The 15,016-nt window shown below is 74.6% G+C and carries 15 protein-coding genes; 1 reads left to right on the top strand and 14 read right to left on the bottom strand.

Annotated features, from left to right (window positions below; all coding sequences use genetic code 11):
* Positions 1–346: 346 nt before the first annotated feature.
* The 10 genes from ACZ3UD_RS13435 to ACZ3UD_RS13390 all read right to left on the bottom strand — a co-directional run bounded on the left by ACZ3UD_RS13435 (position 347) and on the right by ACZ3UD_RS13390 (position 8,966).
* Complete coding sequence (locus ACZ3UD_RS13435) at positions 347–871, bottom strand: MBL fold metallo-hydrolase (RefSeq protein ID WP_465585872.1); 525 nt, start codon at positions 869–871, stop codon at positions 347–349.
* 60 nt (positions 872–931) lie between these two features.
* Positions 932–1,705, bottom strand: a complete 774-nt coding sequence (locus tag ACZ3UD_RS13430) for an NADase-type glycan-binding domain-containing protein (RefSeq protein ID WP_465585850.1) — start codon at positions 1,703–1,705, stop codon at positions 932–934.
* Between the two features lie 516 nt (positions 1,706–2,221).
* The gene (locus ACZ3UD_RS13425) at positions 2,222–2,788 is read right to left on the bottom strand and encodes a phage tail protein I (RefSeq protein WP_465585848.1); all 567 of its coding nucleotides are present in this window, start codon (positions 2,786–2,788) and stop codon (positions 2,222–2,224) included.
* Positions 2,789–2,822: 34 nt separating this feature from the next.
* Positions 2,823–4,784 (bottom strand): putative baseplate assembly protein, encoded by a 1,962-nt coding sequence (locus tag ACZ3UD_RS13420; protein ID WP_465585846.1) that lies wholly within the window; start codon positions 4,782–4,784, stop codon positions 2,823–2,825.
* The gene (locus ACZ3UD_RS13415) at positions 4,784–5,209 is read right to left on the bottom strand and encodes a GPW/gp25 family protein (protein WP_465585844.1); all 426 of its coding nucleotides are present in this window, start codon (positions 5,207–5,209) and stop codon (positions 4,784–4,786) included. The genes ACZ3UD_RS13420 and ACZ3UD_RS13415 overlap by 1 nt, the downstream gene beginning before the upstream one ends.
* The gene (locus tag ACZ3UD_RS13410; RefSeq protein ID WP_393038518.1) at positions 5,206–5,517 is read right to left on the bottom strand and encodes a PAAR domain-containing protein; all 312 of its coding nucleotides are present in this window, start codon (positions 5,515–5,517) and stop codon (positions 5,206–5,208) included. The genes ACZ3UD_RS13415 and ACZ3UD_RS13410 overlap by 4 nt, the downstream gene beginning before the upstream one ends.
* 76 nt (positions 5,518–5,593) lie before the next feature.
* Positions 5,594–7,372, bottom strand: coding sequence for a VgrG-related protein (locus tag ACZ3UD_RS13405; protein ID WP_465585842.1), 1,779 nt, complete (start codon positions 7,370–7,372; stop codon positions 5,594–5,596).
* Complete coding sequence (locus ACZ3UD_RS13400; RefSeq protein ID WP_380615260.1) at positions 7,369–8,091, bottom strand: CIS tube protein; 723 nt, start codon at positions 8,089–8,091, stop codon at positions 7,369–7,371. The genes ACZ3UD_RS13405 and ACZ3UD_RS13400 overlap by 4 nt, the downstream gene beginning before the upstream one ends.
* A 68-nt stretch (positions 8,092–8,159) precedes the next feature.
* The gene (locus tag ACZ3UD_RS13395) at positions 8,160–8,585 is read right to left on the bottom strand and encodes a phage tail protein (protein ID WP_380615261.1); all 426 of its coding nucleotides are present in this window, start codon (positions 8,583–8,585) and stop codon (positions 8,160–8,162) included.
* An 84-nt stretch (positions 8,586–8,669) separates the two neighbouring features.
* Positions 8,670–8,966, bottom strand: coding sequence for a hypothetical protein (locus ACZ3UD_RS13390; protein WP_465585839.1), 297 nt, complete (start codon positions 8,964–8,966; stop codon positions 8,670–8,672).
* 2,095 nt (positions 8,967–11,061) lie between these two features.
* Between ACZ3UD_RS13390 and ACZ3UD_RS13385 the strand changes: the two genes are divergently transcribed.
* Positions 11,062–11,799: a hypothetical protein gene (locus tag ACZ3UD_RS13385; RefSeq protein ID WP_465585837.1), complete on the top strand. Its 738-nt coding sequence runs from the start codon at positions 11,062–11,064 to the stop codon at positions 11,797–11,799.
* A gap of 499 nt (positions 11,800–12,298) precedes the next feature.
* Here the strand turns inward: ACZ3UD_RS13385 and ACZ3UD_RS13380 are convergent, their stop codons facing one another.
* Genes ACZ3UD_RS13380 through ACZ3UD_RS13365 form a run of 4 tightly spaced genes read right to left on the bottom strand, consistent with a single transcriptional unit; the run spans position 12,299 to position 14,971 of the window.
* Positions 12,299–12,457, bottom strand: a complete 159-nt coding sequence (locus ACZ3UD_RS13380; RefSeq protein ID WP_181970396.1) for a DUF6760 family protein — start codon at positions 12,455–12,457, stop codon at positions 12,299–12,301.
* The gene (locus ACZ3UD_RS13375) at positions 12,454–12,939 is read right to left on the bottom strand and encodes a hypothetical protein (RefSeq protein ID WP_380615264.1); all 486 of its coding nucleotides are present in this window, start codon (positions 12,937–12,939) and stop codon (positions 12,454–12,456) included. Before ACZ3UD_RS13375 ends, ACZ3UD_RS13380 begins: the two co-directional genes overlap by 4 nt.
* Complete coding sequence (locus tag ACZ3UD_RS13370) at positions 12,936–13,376, bottom strand: phage tail protein (RefSeq protein ID WP_380615265.1); 441 nt, start codon at positions 13,374–13,376, stop codon at positions 12,936–12,938. Before ACZ3UD_RS13370 ends, ACZ3UD_RS13375 begins: the two co-directional genes overlap by 4 nt.
* A 53-nt stretch (positions 13,377–13,429) precedes the next feature.
* Complete coding sequence (locus ACZ3UD_RS13365; protein WP_465585836.1) at positions 13,430–14,971, bottom strand: phage tail sheath family protein; 1,542 nt, start codon at positions 14,969–14,971, stop codon at positions 13,430–13,432.
* Positions 14,972–15,016 lie beyond the last annotated feature (45 nt).

The following is a 15,016-nucleotide window of genomic DNA, read 5'->3' as shown; positions in this document are numbered from 1 at the left end:
GATCGAGGCCGGGGATGTCAACATATCTGGCGTTGACTTTTGGCACGCTGTTGAGTTCTCAAGGAACGGACGCTTCCTTCGGACCGCCTTCCAGCAGGCCCTCCGGGCGCTTCGTTCTTTCGTGTTTCCAGCTTATCAGACGTTTTCCGCTCCGTTTCCGGGGCTTCGTTCATCCAAATCGCCGGCGTCTTCCGGGGTTTGACGCCCCGTCCGACGTTTCAAACTCTAGCCGATCCCCGCTCCGAAAAGCGAATCGACCGCAATCCGATAAAACGCGCACGCCGAATCAACACCTGACCGCAACGCGACAACGCGAAACGACCGGCGAGGACCGGGAAGTGATGGTTCAGAGGATTGGCCACCCCGGGACCGTCCGCGCAGTTGCGTGTCCGGTGCTCCCAGTCGAGCGACTGGGAGACAGTACCCCTACTCGGCGCCCGAGACAAATGCCCAGCCCGGACCACAGTGCCGCGGCGCCCTGCCCTCTCCTGCCGCTATCGAATGCCGCCAGCCACCGCCAGCCGTGCGGCCTCCGCCAGGCCGTCCCGCCATGGTTCACGTGGCCCGGCAGAACGGTGTCGATCTCGTATTCGGCAACCTTCTCCAGGGAGGCCCGCGCCAACCTGCTGTCCTGGGTGAAGGCCCGGCAGATGACGCAGGGCCCGACGTGGTCGGCGACCGCGTCGTTGGTGACCAGCGCGTCGCCGGTGAAGGCGAGGGAGGCCTCAGGGAGAAGGTAACTGGCGCTGTCGTGCGTGTGCCCTGGGGTGTGCACCGCCAGAGGCAGGCCGGGAGCGTCGAGTCGGGTGTCGTCCACGAAGGTGCGGAGCTCCCGGACCGCCGGCGTGCGGAGCGCACCGCCCCGGGCCAGGTGCAGCGGTGCTCGCAGGCCGCTCGGACGGCGGACCGCGTAGCCGAGGGATCATGACCATCAGGTACGTTTGAAGAACTCCACCTCGGCCAGGGCGATGGCGCGGCCGGGACCGGTTCCGGCGGCCTCGCGGACGGTGAGCTTCACCTGGACGACGTCGCTGATCCCGGTCGCCACGGTCTGCGGGCCCGGCTGGTCGTTGAGCGTGATCTGTTGCCGGTGCACCTCCCCGTCCGAGGCCGTGACCTCCAAGGACAGGACGACGGGACGGGCCTGCTGCTGGTAGCGCTGCGGGTCCGCGGAGTCGCCGGTGTGGACGATCAGGTCCACCAGCCGGAACGGGGTGCGGAAGCCGAAGGTGATGGAGTCCCCGACCGCGGGCGCCCCCCAGTAGGTGTTGGTGAGGCCGTCGTCGGCCGCGGTCACGGGGTGGCCCTCGACCGAGGCGCTCGCCGAGGCCTGGGCCGGGGTGATCGGCGCGGTGCTGCGGAGCTTGTCCAGCACGTCCTGGAAGACGTCCTTGCCGACCGGGTAGAGCAGGATCCCACCGACCACCACCGCGACCAGCACGAGCAGCGCGATGGTGCGGCGCAGCGCGTTGCCCGAACCTCCCATCCGCACCCGGCGTCGGAACGGCCAGCGGGTACGCCACCACGGCAGCTTCGGCGGGGCCGCGCTGTCGGTCAGCGGTGCCGCGCAACGGCGGCAGAAGCGCCGCTCGGGCAGGTTGGGCGTGCCGCACCGGGGGCAGGGCGGACCGTCCTGGGCCTCGTCGGCCGCGGACGCCCGCACGACGGGGCGTGGTGCGACGGGCTTGGCGGGCTGCACGGCCACCGGATCGGTTTGCGGTTCGGGGGCCGGAGCCGCTTCGGGAGCCGGCGCCGAAGCCGGTTCCCGGGCAGAGGTCGGGGCCGGGGTCGGTTCGGGAGCCGGAACCGGCCGCACGCGGATGGAGGTCGAGCGCGGGGGCTCGGCCGCCGACGGGACCGCTGGCTCCTCGGCGGGCGGGGCCGGTGTCTCGGCCGCAGGGGCGGGCGGCTGTTCCCTCCTGGTGCGCGTCACCCGTCGCGACACCGCTCGCCAAGTGGGCTCGGTTCGCGCGGTCTCGGGCACAGCTGGCTCGGCAGGCACAGCCGGTGCAACACGCTCAGCGGGCGCAGGCACGGACGAGGGTCCAGGCGAGGACGCGGACGAGGGCGCAGGCACGGGCGAGGGCGCCGCCGCAGGCCCGGCAGCCGCAGCCGCCGTGGCGGCGGCTCCGCGCGACCACCCCAGGTACGCACCACAGTTGCCGCAGAAGTCGTCCCCCTCCCCGTTGGCCGTTCCGCAGTCGGGGCACACCGGCATCCGTCAGTCCTCCACTCGCCCGGGTGGGCCGGGCAGGATCTCCACCCGGCAGGTCAGGTGGACCGGGCAACCCGCCCTGACGACGGACAACACCTGGCCCTCGTCCAGCCCCGGACCGTCCAGGGGCCAGACCCGGATCAACACCTCGCCGCTCAGCGCGGGGAGCGGCGGGGCGGCACCGGGAACGGTCGACCAGGAGACGCCGCCGCCGTCCGTGATCTCGGCACCGGCGCCCAGCACCAGGCGCAGCCGCTCGGTGAGGCCGCGCCGGGTGCCGCGCCACCGGTGCAGTTCCACCGCGCGCTCGACCACCGCGCGGCGCACCTCCTCCGGCCACGCCGGGTCGACGTCCACCGCGACCCAGGACGCCAGCCAGTCGAGGAAGTCGGCCGGCGCGAGGCGGGGCTGGAAGTAGGCGGGCAGATTGTCCAGGGTGGCGAACACCGGGGCGAGGACGGTGTCCAGTCCGGCCGTGAACCGCTGGGCGAAGTCGTCATCGGCGAAGAGCGCGGGGAGCAGCTCGCCGATCGGGTGCGGACTGGGCAGTCCCGGGACGGCGGCCCTACTCATGCGCACCTCACGATGACGAACTCGCGCCGCCCGCTCATGACTGCCCGTCCTCGGCCGCCGCCGTGACCACGACCTGGTGCTGATGCGAGAAGACCAGGGCGTCCGGCGGCACTTCGACCCGCTCGGCGGGCGCGCCCCGGCGCCCGGTGATCGGGTCCGCCGGGAACAGCCGCAGCTCCTCGACCCCCGCGACGGCGGCCACCCGCTGGAGCACGGCGAACACCTCCCCGTACTGCACCGCCCGGCCGAACGGCCAGCCCTTGCCGTCGGCGCCGCCGCGCAGCGGGTTGAGGTACCGGTACAGCGCGGCGAGCACCGCCTCGCGGACCCGGTCGGGGTCCGCCGCGCGGGTGGTGAGCCGGGCGACCACCGTCACGCCCTGGTAGGCGGGGGGCTGCACGAGGATCCGGGTGCCGATCAGCCGCCGCTCGTCGAGGGCGGTCGCGACGGCGGCCAACACCTGTTCGTCGGGGATGAGTTGCTCGAACCGCAGCCTGTCGCCGTCGTCCGCGACCGCGTCGGGGACCACCAGCACCCGCACCGCCCCCGCCTCGCCGCCGCCGGCGGGCACGCAGCTGATCCGGGCGGCGGACGGCGCGGCCTGCCGGGCGATCAGCTCGAAGTCCCCGGCGGTGACGGCGCGTTCCTGCAGCCGCAGCTGGTGCGGGGCGCGCAGCTTGGCGTTCTCCACGGTCTCGCCGTCGACCCCGCCCCTGGCCGCCTCGCGGTTGTCCACCCGGGCGATGTACGGGACGGAGCTGCGCAGCACCGTGATGGTGCCGCGGGCGACGTTGCCCGCGATCCCGCCTCCGGTGCGGTAGTGCGGGACGCGCAGCCGCGCGCCCTTGGGCGGCACGGCGCCGAAGGCGCGCAGGCTGCCGTCGGGTTCCCGCACCGCGGGCGGGAAGAGGAACTCGCCGGTGGTCGCGTCGAGCACCACGTGCCGGTCGGCGGGCGAGGAGTCGCCGAAGTGCTCGACGACCGTCCACCGTTCCCACCCCTCGCCGGCCGCGACCTCCACCGCCGGCGGACCGCCGTCCAGCAGGACCGGCGGGCGGGCGAGCCGGAAGCGCTGGCCCGCGACGCCCTCGGAGGAGCCGAGCGGCGCGTCGGTGACGGTCTGCGCGTGGACGACGGTCGCGGTGCCGCCGACGGTGAACACCTCGGCACGGCGGATGGTGGGGGACTCGGAGTAGAACGGCTGGCCGGGCTGCGGCTCGGTGACCCGGCAGCGCAGCCAGCCGGCCCGTCGGCCGGCGACCACCGACGCGGCGTGTCCGGCGGGCACGAACACCACCACCTCACCGGGCCGGTTGAGGCCGCCGGTGGTGTCGCTGCCGGTCTCGCAGCCGATCCAGCGCGCGCCGTCCCACACCTCCCAGGCCAGCGGCGGCTGGCGCGGGTCGACGCCGACGCCCTCCACCCGGCTGTCCAGCCGGACGACCAGGATGCAGCGCGGCACCACGGCCGGCAGGGCGAAGAGCATGGCGTCGCCGGCCACCGGGCGCGGCTGGAAGCACGGCACGTCCGCGCCGTCGGCCAGCCGGGCCGTGCGGTCGGACTGCTCGCCGGAGGCGGAGACGGTGACCAGCCGGTCCAGCGAGCTGGGCACGATCGGCAGATCCTCCGCCGTGGAGAAGACCACGGCGTCGTCGGTCTCGGTCCGCAGGGTGGAAACCTCGGTGCCGGCCCGCAGCAGGACGGTCTCGGGCTGTGGGGCCGAGAGCCAGAAGTCGACCTCGGCCCGGGCCGCGGCGGGCGGGAAGAGCCGGACGCCCAGGAGGTCGAGGAAGGCGGCGTAGTTCTTCTCCGGTACCCGGTTCAGCCGGTAGAGCAGTTGGTCCACCAGGTAGGCGAAGGTCTCGATGAGGGTGACGCCCGGGTCGGAGACGTTGTGGTCGGTCCACTCCAGCGCGCGCTGCTGGACGTACCGCTTGGCCTCGTCTACGAGTTGCTGGAAGCGCCGGTCGTCCAGGTTCGGGGAGGGCAGTGCCATCAGTTCGCACCCCCGTCCGCGGCGGCCGGGGACTCCGGGATGGTGTAGAAGGGGAAGACCAGGTTGCGGCGGTCGTTGGTGGCGCGCACCGTGTAGTGGACGTCGATGTAGAGGGTGCCCTCGTCGACGCTGTCGTAGGCGATCACCACGTCGTCGACCTCGATCCGCGGTTCCCAGCGTTCCAGCGAGATGCGCACCTCGCGCGCGATCCGCCCGGCGGTGGTGCTGTCGCCGGGGGCGAAGACGTACTCGTGGATGCCGCAGCCGAACTCCGGGCGCATCGGCCGCTCGCCGGGGGCGGTGCCGAGGATCAGCCGGATGGCCTCCGCGAGTTCCCTGTCCCGGTCCACCATGCCGATGCCGCCGGTGGCGTTCACCCGCAGCGGGAACCCCCAGCCACGGCCGATGAAGCTGCTCCCGGTCATGCCCCGCCTCCGATCAGCACGTTGAAGGCCCCGCTCTCGATCCTCGCGCCGCACGCCGTCTTGTCCCCCATGCGGGCCGCGGGCAGCCCGCCGATCAGGACCACTCCCCCGGTCATCGCGCCCGGGTCGGGCAGGACGACGTTGGCCGGGCCCATCTCCACGTGCGGGACGCAGGCGTGCAGGCTGCCGACCACGGCGGCGGGCCTGCCGCCGATCAGCACGGTCGCCACCCTGAGGGCGCCCGGCGGCGGGGTGGTGAGGGCGCCGCCGTGATCGGTGATGTCGCCGGTCCGGGCTGCGGGGGGCATGTGCGGTCTCCATTCCGATGGTGCCCTCGGGTTCGTGGGCACTCTCCTACTGTCAGCGTGTCTTTCTGACGTTCCGTCAGTTGATCCGGACGAAGGCCCCCTTGAGCACCGCCTCGGCTCCGCCGTCCACGGTGACCGCCGTCGTGCCCCGGACGGTCACCGATCCGCCGCGCACGTCCACCTCACCGGTGCCCGCGTCGAGGGTGATGCCGGTGGAGGACAGCCGCACCGTGCTCCCCGCCGCGCCGATGGCGCCGTGGACGGTCAGCACGATCTCCCCGCGCTGTTGGTCCAGACTGACTTCCAACTTCCCGTCCCCGCTGGCCAGGCGGACGCCGGACTTCCCGCCCGGCACGTCCAGCAGCTCCAGGCGGTGGCCCGAACGGGACACCACGGAGCGGCGGTTGACCTTGCCGGCGGCCGCGTCGACCAGCGGCACGTCGTGCGGCGAGGGCCGGTCCACGCCGTTGTAGAGCCCGCCCAGCACGTAGGGGCTGTCCAGGTCGCCCTGCTCGAACCCGACCAGCACCTCGTCGTTGACCTCGGGGCTGACCACGCCGCCGCCCCCGTGGCCGCCCCACTGCACGGTGCGCACCCAGTCGGAGACGTAACTGTCGTCCAGCCAGGGGAACTTCAGCTTCACCCAGCCGCGCTGCCCCTCGCCCGGCTCGCGGACGTCGGTGACCACGGCGACGGCCAGGCCCGGCATCCGGGGCCCGCGCGGCGGCGCGTTGCCGCCGGTGACCAGCCCGGCCAGGGAGCGGTCGGGTGCCGCGCTGACCACCACGGTGGTCCGGTAGCCGCGGAACGGTTCGAGGAGGTGGCGCACCCCGGTGGCGGTGTAGCGGCCGGAGAAGGCGGCGCCGACGTTCCCGAGGGCGACTGCGGTGCCCGCCCGCAGCCGCGGGTTGCCCTCGACGACCGCCTCCAGCTCGCCGAAGCCGGCGGCCACCGAGGCGGCCAGCGACCGGGCCGCGGCGGTCGTCTCCGCCTGGGTGCGGTACGGGGTGTCGGCGACGGTCAGCCGGGCCGGGCCGGGGAAGGCGGAGGTCACCTCCGAAGGGCTCATCCCCGGCTGTACGGTCAGCGAGGTCACCGCCGGTTCGGTGGCGACCAGGGCGCTCTTGGTGGTGACGTTCCAGCCGCGCGCCTCGACCGTGTCCGCGCCGGCCACGCCGGTCAGCACACCGCGCAGCTCCAGCAGGTTGCGGCCGTACTCCAGCACCATCGGGCTCTGCGGCGCGGGGGTGGAGGGGGCCGGTGCGCCGGACGCGGGCTCCGGTCGGACGAACTCCAGCTGCCCGTCGTCGTCCACCCGCACCTGCGCGCCGCTCTCCTGCGCCAGGAACTGGAGGAACTCCCAGTCCGGAACGTTCGCCTGGGACAGCTGCTGGTGGACGACCGGGAAGGAGTCGACCCGGCCGCAGGCCAGGCCCGCGCCCGCGGCGACCTCGCGGACGATGTCGGCGGTCGTCATGTTCCGGAAGGCCTTCACCCGGCGCCCGCGCATCAGCCGGTGGGTGAGCGCCGAGGCCCGCACCACGGTGTACGAGCCGGTGGTGTCGACCTCCAGCTCGAGCGCGGTCACCTCGCCGGTGAACAGCCGCACCTGGGTGTGCCCCTGCACGGTGACCACCGACACCTTCAGCTTGGTACCGATGGTGATCCCGGTCGTGGCGAGGAAGGTGTGGTCCGCGTCCCGGAAGCTCAGCACCGCGGTGTCGGGCAGGCCGACGCTCTCCTCGATGTCGCAGGAGACCAGCTGGGCCGCCCAGACCGGCGGCAGCGGGCCCGGCGCCTCGACGACGGGATCCGCGGCGAACGGCCGGCCGCCCCGGGCCTCGGGAGTGGTCATCGCCGCCCGCCCCGGGTGAGTTCGTCGATCCCCGGCACGATCAGCTCCGCGCCGGGGACCAGGGCCAGCGGGTCGTCGATGTCGTTGGCCTCCGCGATGGTGCGCCAGGCCGTCGCGTCCCCGTACGCCCGCCAGGCGAGCAGCGGCAGGCTGTCGCCCGCGATCACCCGGTGGGTGCTGCGGGCCTCCGGCGAGCCGGAGGTCGGGTTCTGGCCGGCCGGGTCGACGCTGGCCTCGTCGATGGAGAGCGAGCAGACCGCCCGCAGCGGATTGCCGTCCACGTCGAAGAGCGTGTAGGTGACCGAGAGACCGGTCAGCACCCCGTTGAACGAGGTCGTCTTCAGGGTGCCCCAGTCCAGCCGGATCCACGGACTTGCCGGGGTCTTGCGGGCCAGGCTGGTCGGGGTGGGCACGCACGCCGTCATCAGCTGCTCCACCGCCCGCTCCACGGAGTTGTCGTGGGTCGCGGTCGAGTCCAGGAACACGTCGAGCGAGAGCGAGCGCGGACCGCTGCCGACGAACTCGGGCAGCGCGGACTGGCCCGCCATCCGGGACGGCGTGCGCCGCCACTCGGTGGACTTGCGCAGCACCAGGGTCGCCGGGTTGAACTGCAGCGGAAGCCGCGCGATCGCACCGCCGGGCTGGGCGCCGACGGTGGACGGGGGCTCCATGATGGTCAGTTGGGCCCGGGTGACGCTCGCGGGGACGGCTGGGGACATCCTCGGTGTTCCTTACGTGGGCGGGGCGGCTGGGTGAGACGGGAGAGGGGGCGGGGCCTGGGGTGCGGTCAGGACGGACGTAGGCCCGCGTGGGCGATCTCCAGGGTCTCCACCGCGGCCTGGGAGTTGGCCGGGTCGAAGGACGGGCCCTCCCACCGGACCGGGACGATCCCGAGCACCTGCCAGCCGACGATCCGGCTCAAGTCGGGCCGCAGCGCCACGATCTCGCCGTCCTTCGGCTCGACCTTCCGGACGATCTCGCTCAGCCAGCGCGCGATCTTGGTGGTGTCGGCGGTGACCGCGCGGGTCAGCGTGATGTTCGACCAGGTGATGCGGCCCGGCAGCTGCCAGGAGAAGCCGTTGTTGCCGCCCTCCGCGTACTGCTCGATCTCGACCTGGGCGCCGAGTCCCGAGCAGGTGGTGAACTCGCCCAGGTCGTTGCCGCCGATGGTCAGGCTGAAGAACACACTGCTCGCGAAGATGTTGTCGGTCATCGGTTCCGCTTCCTGCTTCCTTGCTTCCTGCTACCGGTCACTTCGCTGCGGTTGTCTGGCGGCCGCCCTCCGCCGGGCCTGCGCTCAGCGGCGCAGGTCGTACGGTTTCCCGCCGCGCTCCCTGCCCCGGCGCAGTTCGGTGCGCAGCAGGCGTCCGACCGGTTCGACCAGACGCCGGGCCAGCTCGTCGAGGTCGGCCGGACCACTGCCGCCGGTCTCGGCGGGCGATCCGCCTACGGCCTGCGCGGCGGACGAGGCGCCCGTCGGCGGCGAGGCGGCCCGGGACGGCGAACCGGTCGCCGGGGCGGCCTGCACCGTGATCGGCCCGCGCGCGGGCACGGCGGTCATCGGCACCCCGATCAGGCCCGTCTGCTCGGCCACCCGCTGCAACAGCCGCGCCGTGCCGGGCGACGGCGGGGCGGACCGTCCGGACCGTCCGGACTGCGCGGACTGCGCCGACGTGGGGGCGGACGGCCCGGACAGCGCGGGCGCGGGTCGTGCGGAAGGGGCGCTTCCGGCGCGCAGCACGACGGGCGAGGATGCCGGGGGCACCTGCGGGCCCGGCACGGCCGCGCCGGTGGGCGGCTGAATCGGGGCCGGCTGCGCGGGCCGGGACGCGGCCGGAAGCCGCTGGAGCGACGGGGCCGTCAGCGGCGCGGGCCGGACCACGGGCGGGCGCGAGGCACGCGCCACGGCGGACGGCGCACCGGAGTCGCCGGGCCTCGGACGCCCCGCGGACCCGGGTGCAGGCGTGGGCACGGACGTGGGCATGGACGCGGTGACACCGTGCGGGGTCGTGCGGTCCGCGTCGGTGACACCACCCTGCGGCCACCGTTCCTCCGGTGACACCCGGCCGGCCGCGCTCGGCGCCGCCACGGTCACGGGGGCACCGGGCTGCACTGGGCTTCCCTCCGCTGACGGGCGGTCGGCCGCCGTCCGGTCGGCCCGCTGCTCCGACGGACGTCGTGTCCGCGAACGTTGCAGCGCGGCCACGATCCCGCGCGCAGCACCGGTGCCGGACGAACGACCCGACGCCTCAGCGGCGCCCTGAGCGCGGAGCCGCACCGGAGTCCCCTTCGACGGCGGCTGCCCGGTGGCGGTCCGGCCCTCTCCCGCACTCGGCGGCTGCCGCGTCTGCGAGCGCTGTGGAGCAGCCGCGACCCCGCTCCGTCGGCCAGCGTCGAACCACGCCGTCGGCGGGGCGGCGGGCGATTCGGCGCCCGTGCCCGGCGCGAGCGACCGGGTCCAGACGGCCGGCACCACGACCGGGGCGGGAGCCTGGGTACCGCCGCCGGTACGACTGCCGGTGCCGGTCACGGACGGCGTCGCCGGGGCGGCGAGGACGGACCGCATCGGGCGCTCGCCGATCAACCCGCGCCTGGGGCCGGTGCGTTCCGCAGCCCGCTGCACGTGCGGGCCACCGGCCAGCGGCCGCACGGGAACCACCGGTCCGCTCGAACCTCCGAGCGGAGCGCCGCCCTGGCCCGGGGCACTGCCCCGGCCCGGGAATCCGGCAGGACGGGTTCGGGCCGCCGGGACGGCGGGCCGCGGCGCGCCACCCGCTCGGCGCTCCGGGCCGGTGCCGGGCGACGGCGTGGCGGGGCCACCCGCCGGGCCGGTCCCGGCGCCGGAGGGCACGGCGGCGGGCACGGCGGAAGGCACGGCGGAAGGCACGGCGGCGGGAACTGCCGCGCGGCCGGGCGCCGGTCCGCTCCCGGCCCCCGGTCCGCTCCCGGCGCGTTCGGTACTCGCGTGCGTACCCCGGCCGCCGCCGACCGGGCCGGAGCGGTCTGTCGAACGGCCCGCATCGGCCCGGCGCGGTAGGGCTGTCGACTCCGCGGGGCCGTCGCCGGGGCGTCCGGTGGCTCGCTGAACGCGCGGCCCTTCGCCGACCGGGGGCGCGGAGACGGGGAGCACGCGCTGCTCCGTCGCGCCCTCGGTACGGCTGCCTGGAGCGGCACTCGCGACCGGGCCCGTGATCCGCCGGACCGGTCCGCGCCCGCCGAGCAGCGGCGCGGTGCCACCCGGCACGGCCGCCGTCGGCGGCAGCGCGTCGAGCGGCGCACCCAGGCCCGCACGCGTACGGGCGGGAGCGGAAGCGGGGGCTGGGGCGGGGGCCGACTCGGGCCGTAGCTGTCCGGCACGACCGGGGGCGGGCGACGACGGTGCGGGCGAGGAAGTCCCGGGCCCGGCCGGCGTCCGCTGGACGGGCACGTCGCCGACCGGCGCAACTCCGGGGCGGGACGGGGACGGTGCCGGACTGCCCGCATCGGCGGCCGCACGGGTCGGCAGGCCAGGGGCGGCGTCGTGGCCCCCGCGTCCGGGCTGCCGGGCGCCGTCGGGCCCACTCGCACCGGCGGCCGTACGGGTGCGCCGGCGAGGGGCGGCTTCGCGGTGGCCGGTCCCGGGCTGCCCGGCGCGCTCGGGTTCGCCCGGCCCGGTGCCGGCGGGCCCGGCAGCGGCGGGGACGACCGGCATGGCGGGCGCACCCGAGGCGGCGTCAGGCGTCCGGGGGCCGGCCACGGGCAGCGGTGAGGCGCTCGCGGGCAGCGCGGTCAAGGGCGCGCCGAGGACCGGACGGGCGGGCGCGGAAGTGTTCGTCACGGGCGCGCGCTGCACCACCGCGTCGGGCTGCCCGGCCCGCACGGGCGCGGCCGTGTCGCCCGGACCGACCGCCGTCCGTACGGCGGCCTCGGCGCTCTCGGACGGCCGCATGCCCTCGGCCGGTTCGGTCACCGACGCGGTCGACACCGCCTCCGTGCTCCGGCCCGACGGCGCGTCGACCGATTCCGGCGTCCCACCCGGAGCCCGGAGCACCGTCACCGGGCGCGCGGGCAGCAGCTGGGGACGCCGCGCCACGGTCAGGGCCTCGCCGACCGGGCGCGGCCGCACCAGACGGGCCCGGCCCGCCGACGGGCTCCGGCTCGGCGGCGCGGCAGCCGTGGCAGGCGTCGACGCAGCCGGCGTCCATTCATCGGGCGTCGGCGCAGCCGGCGTCCATTCATCGGGCGTCGGCGCAGCCGGCGTCCATTCATCGGGCGTCGGCGCGGCGGGCGTCGGCGCGGCGGGCATCGGCGCGGCGACCGTCGGCGCACCGCCGTCGACACCGTCCGACCCAACCGGTCGGTCGGCGCGGCCGGCGCGCTGCGCGGAGGGCGCCGACCGCACGGGAAGCCGCCGCACGGGGAGCCGCCGTGCCCCGACGGACCGTTGAACCTGTCGCGCCTGCCGCGACCGACCCGACGAGTCCGGCTCCCCGGGCTCCCCCGCTTCCCCTGCCCCGACCGCCCCGACCGTCTCAACCGCCCCGACGGCTTCCGGCAGTACGAGCTCGTCCCCGCCCGTGAAGACGGACGGGGATCCCGGCACCGCCACCGCCCGCAGGATGCCCGCCGGGGCGGACGGGAGGACCGCATGGCCGAGCGGGCCGCTGAGCGAGGGGTCCTGCCACGCGGCGAGCCGGGACCGGAACTTCAGGCCGTCGCTGACGCCGTGCGCCGTCCCGGCCAGGGTCGGGGTCAGCGGGCGTACCGCGCGCCATCCCCCGTCCCCCGCCGCCGGGCTCCGCCGGGCGGCCTCGCCCGTACCGGTGGCCCCGACGGCCCCGGCACCGCCGGAAGCCGCAGCGGAAGCGCCGCCGGACGCCTCGCCGGGAGCGCCCGCAGTCTCGCCGGCCCTCCGGCGGGCGATCCAGTCCCGAAGCCCCACCCCCCTCACCCGCCTTCGCTGATACGGGTGTTGAGCCGCGCGATCTCGCGCACCCACTGCCCGCGTTCACGGTGGGTCAGGTCGAGGATGTCCTCCCGCTGCCAGTGGAAGTGGTAGGCGATGTACGCGATCTCCTCGTACAGCCGAGCAGGCGCGTACGTCACGATTCCCCCAGGCGCCCACCGGCGAGGTCGACCTCGAAGGCGCCGTCGCAGTGCGGGCAGGTCACCGCGGCGCGCGTGTGGCCCTCGCTGTTGATCCGCTGGTAGAGGTCCTGGAGGAACGCCACGTCGGTGGCGTACATCCGCTCGACGATCCCGGCGTGCACGTCGGTGATGTCGCCCAGCCTGGTGATCACGTGGCTGAGCAGCACCACGCTCAGGTAGGCCGGGTTCTCCTTGACCCGCAGGTCGATCTGCGGCATCAGCTCGTCGCGGGCGGTGGCCAGGCGCATCGCGCCGTGGCGGTGCACGGTGCCCTCGTCGTCGACGTACCCGAGCGGCAGCTCGAACTCGAACTCGGTGTGCGGCGCCCGCCCCCGGGGCCCGGCCGGACCGGCCTGCCCCGGGGCCTGCTGCTGCGGCGCGGTGTTCTGCGGGGCCGGAGCGCCTTCCAGCAGCTCCTCCAGGCCGATCTTCCGCCTCACTCTACGCTGATCTCCTCGAACACGATGGTCACGGTCTCCGTCGCGGCGCTGGACTCGCCGGCGCTGAGCGTGGGACCCTCCCAGCGGCTGGCCCAGGCGTTCATCAGCTGGATGCGCCGCAGGGTGGCACCGGTGGTGTCCTTGACCTCGATGGTGAGGTTCTGCCGAGCGGTGTTGATCGCCCCGTTGTTGAGGGTCTCCTTGATCCAGTCCGTGAACGCGCCGCTCTTGTCGAGGCCGCGGGTGATCGTCACCTCGCCCGGCAGCCGGGCGCCGGGCTGCTTGCGGACGATCAGTTTGCCCTCTTGGGTCACCTGCTTGTACTCGACGACGTCCTGTTCGACCGTCAGGTTGCTGATCTCCTTGACGGACTCGACGTTGTAGCCGCCGAGTTGGACGCCGAATATGTGTGTGGAGAGCGGATCGCCTTCAGCCATGGCTTGTTGTCACCTTCCGATGGGTGCCGACCGACGGGTGCCGACCGTGCTGGTCACTCGTTGACGAGGCTCGTGCTGTCGGAGAACTGGGACAGCCGGAACACCACGAACTCCGCCGGCTTCACCGGCGCGACGCCGATCTCGCAGATCACCTGCCCGAGGTCGATGGACTCCGGCGGGTTGTTGTCGCGGTCGCACTTGACGTAGAAGGCCTCGGTCGCGGTCTGGCCGAACAGCGCCCCGCGCCGCCACTCCTCGGTGAGGAACGCGGTGATGTTCCGGCGGATGCTGGACCACAGCCGGTCGTCGTTGGGCTCGAAGACCACCCACTGGGTCCCCAGGAGGATGGACTCCTCCAGGTAGTTGAAGAGCCGGCGCACGTTCAGGTAGCGCCAGGCCGGGTCGGAGGAGAGGGTGCGCGCGCCCCAGATCCGGATGCCGCGCCCGGGGAACGCCCGCACGCAGTTGACGCCGATCGGGTTCAGCAGGTCCTGCTCGCCCTTGCTGAGGCGGATCTCCAGGTCCACCGCACCGCGGATGACCTCGTTGGCCGGCGCCTTGTGCACGCCGCGCTCGGCGTCGCTGCGCGCCCACACCCCGGCGACGTGGCCGCTCGGCGGGACCAGCACGTTGCGGCCGCTCGCCGGGTCGAACACCTTGATCCACGGGTAGTAGAGCGCGGCGTAGCGGGAGTCGAAGCCCGCCTCCTCGTTGCGCCAGGTGCGCATCCGCTGGGCGTTCAGGCCGGGCGGCGGGTCCAGCACGGCGATCCGGTCGCCCATCTGCTCGCAGTGCGACATCACCGCCAGCTGCACGGTCCGCAGGCCCTCGTCGTCGAGGTCGCCGCGCTGGTAGGCGCTCATCAGGTCGGGCACCGCGACCATGGTGATCTCGTCGATCGACTCCAGGCCCGAGAAGCCGGTCCGGGCCGCGGCGTCGCCGACGTACTCGGCGGGGTCCAGCCGGGTGGCGGGGGCCGTGACCGGCCCGGGTGCGGGCGCGGGGGCGGCGGCGAGGGCGTGGGTCACGCGCTCGGGGCGGCTCGGCGCGGTGCCGGGCTGCTCGGTGACCGCGACGAGCTTCGACTCGCGCAGCTGGGTGACGACGTAGCCCTTGGTGTTCCGGCGGGTCGAGACGTCGTACGTCTCGACGACCTCGGCGCCCCGGCGGACCAGCAGTCGGAACCGGTCCTCGGGGACGTTCTCCCCCTCCACGTCGGCGATCTCGACGGAGACCTCGCCGACGCCGGGCAGGGCCGAGAAGAGGAAGCCCGCGATCGCGACCGGCGGGGGCGCGCTGGCGGCGGGCGCGGCGCCGGACGCCTGCCGGGCCGGGTCGCCGACCCGCACGACGTAGGCGGAGCCGCCGCCGTTGGCGAAGAAGCCGTACACCGAGTGCGCCAGGTAGGTGCCCTCGGTGAAGCCGCCGAACCGCTGGACGTACTGGTCCCAGTTGGTCACCAGCGTGGGCTCGTGGAAGGGACCGGTCTCGGCGAAGCCGACGAAGGCGGCGACGGCCGTGCCGACGCCCTCGATCGGCCGGGCACCGGACTGGACCTCCTCCACGTACACGCCCGGGGTGAGGTACGACGGCATTCGCGCTCCTTCGGGTGGCCGGTCATTCGCCTCATTCGCCCCCGA

The sequence above is a fragment of the Kitasatospora sp. NPDC023118 genome, assembly GCF_055560875.1.
This window is presented reverse-complemented; position numbering and strand designations above follow the sequence as displayed.

What these genes read in the sequence shown, in the direction of transcription:
- ACZ3UD_RS13420 (WP_465585846.1), bottom strand. Translation starts at nt 4,784, where the DNA reads ATGGCACTGCCCTCCCCGAACCTGGACGACCGGCGCTTCCAGCAACTC.
- ACZ3UD_RS13400 (WP_380615260.1), bottom strand. Translation starts at nt 8,091, where the DNA reads ATGTCCCCAGCCGTCCCCGCGAGCGTCACCCGGGCCCAACTGACCATC.
- ACZ3UD_RS13405 (WP_465585842.1), bottom strand. Translation starts at nt 7,372, where the DNA reads ATGACCACTCCCGAGGCCCGGGGCGGCCGGCCGTTCGCCGCGGATCCC.
- ACZ3UD_RS13395 (WP_380615261.1), bottom strand. Translation starts at nt 8,585, where the DNA reads ATGACCGACAACATCTTCGCGAGCAGTGTGTTCTTCAGCCTGACCATC.
- ACZ3UD_RS13365 (WP_465585836.1), bottom strand. Translation starts at nt 14,971, where the DNA reads ATGCCGTCGTACCTCACCCCGGGCGTGTACGTGGAGGAGGTCCAGTCC.
- ACZ3UD_RS13370 (WP_380615265.1), bottom strand. Translation starts at nt 13,376, where the DNA reads ATGGCTGAAGGCGATCCGCTCTCCACACACATATTCGGCGTCCAACTC.
- ACZ3UD_RS13415 (WP_465585844.1), bottom strand. Translation starts at nt 5,209, where the DNA reads ATGACCGGGAGCAGCTTCATCGGCCGTGGCTGGGGGTTCCCGCTGCGG.
- ACZ3UD_RS13425 (WP_465585848.1), bottom strand. Translation starts at nt 2,788, where the DNA reads ATGAGTAGGGCCGCCGTCCCGGGACTGCCCAGTCCGCACCCGATCGGC.
- ACZ3UD_RS13385 (WP_465585837.1), top strand. Translation starts at nt 11,062, where the DNA reads ATGGCGGGCGCACCCGAGGCGGCGTCAGGCGTCCGGGGGCCGGCCACG.
- ACZ3UD_RS13410 (WP_393038518.1), bottom strand. Translation starts at nt 5,517, where the DNA reads ATGCCCCCCGCAGCCCGGACCGGCGACATCACCGATCACGGCGGCGCC.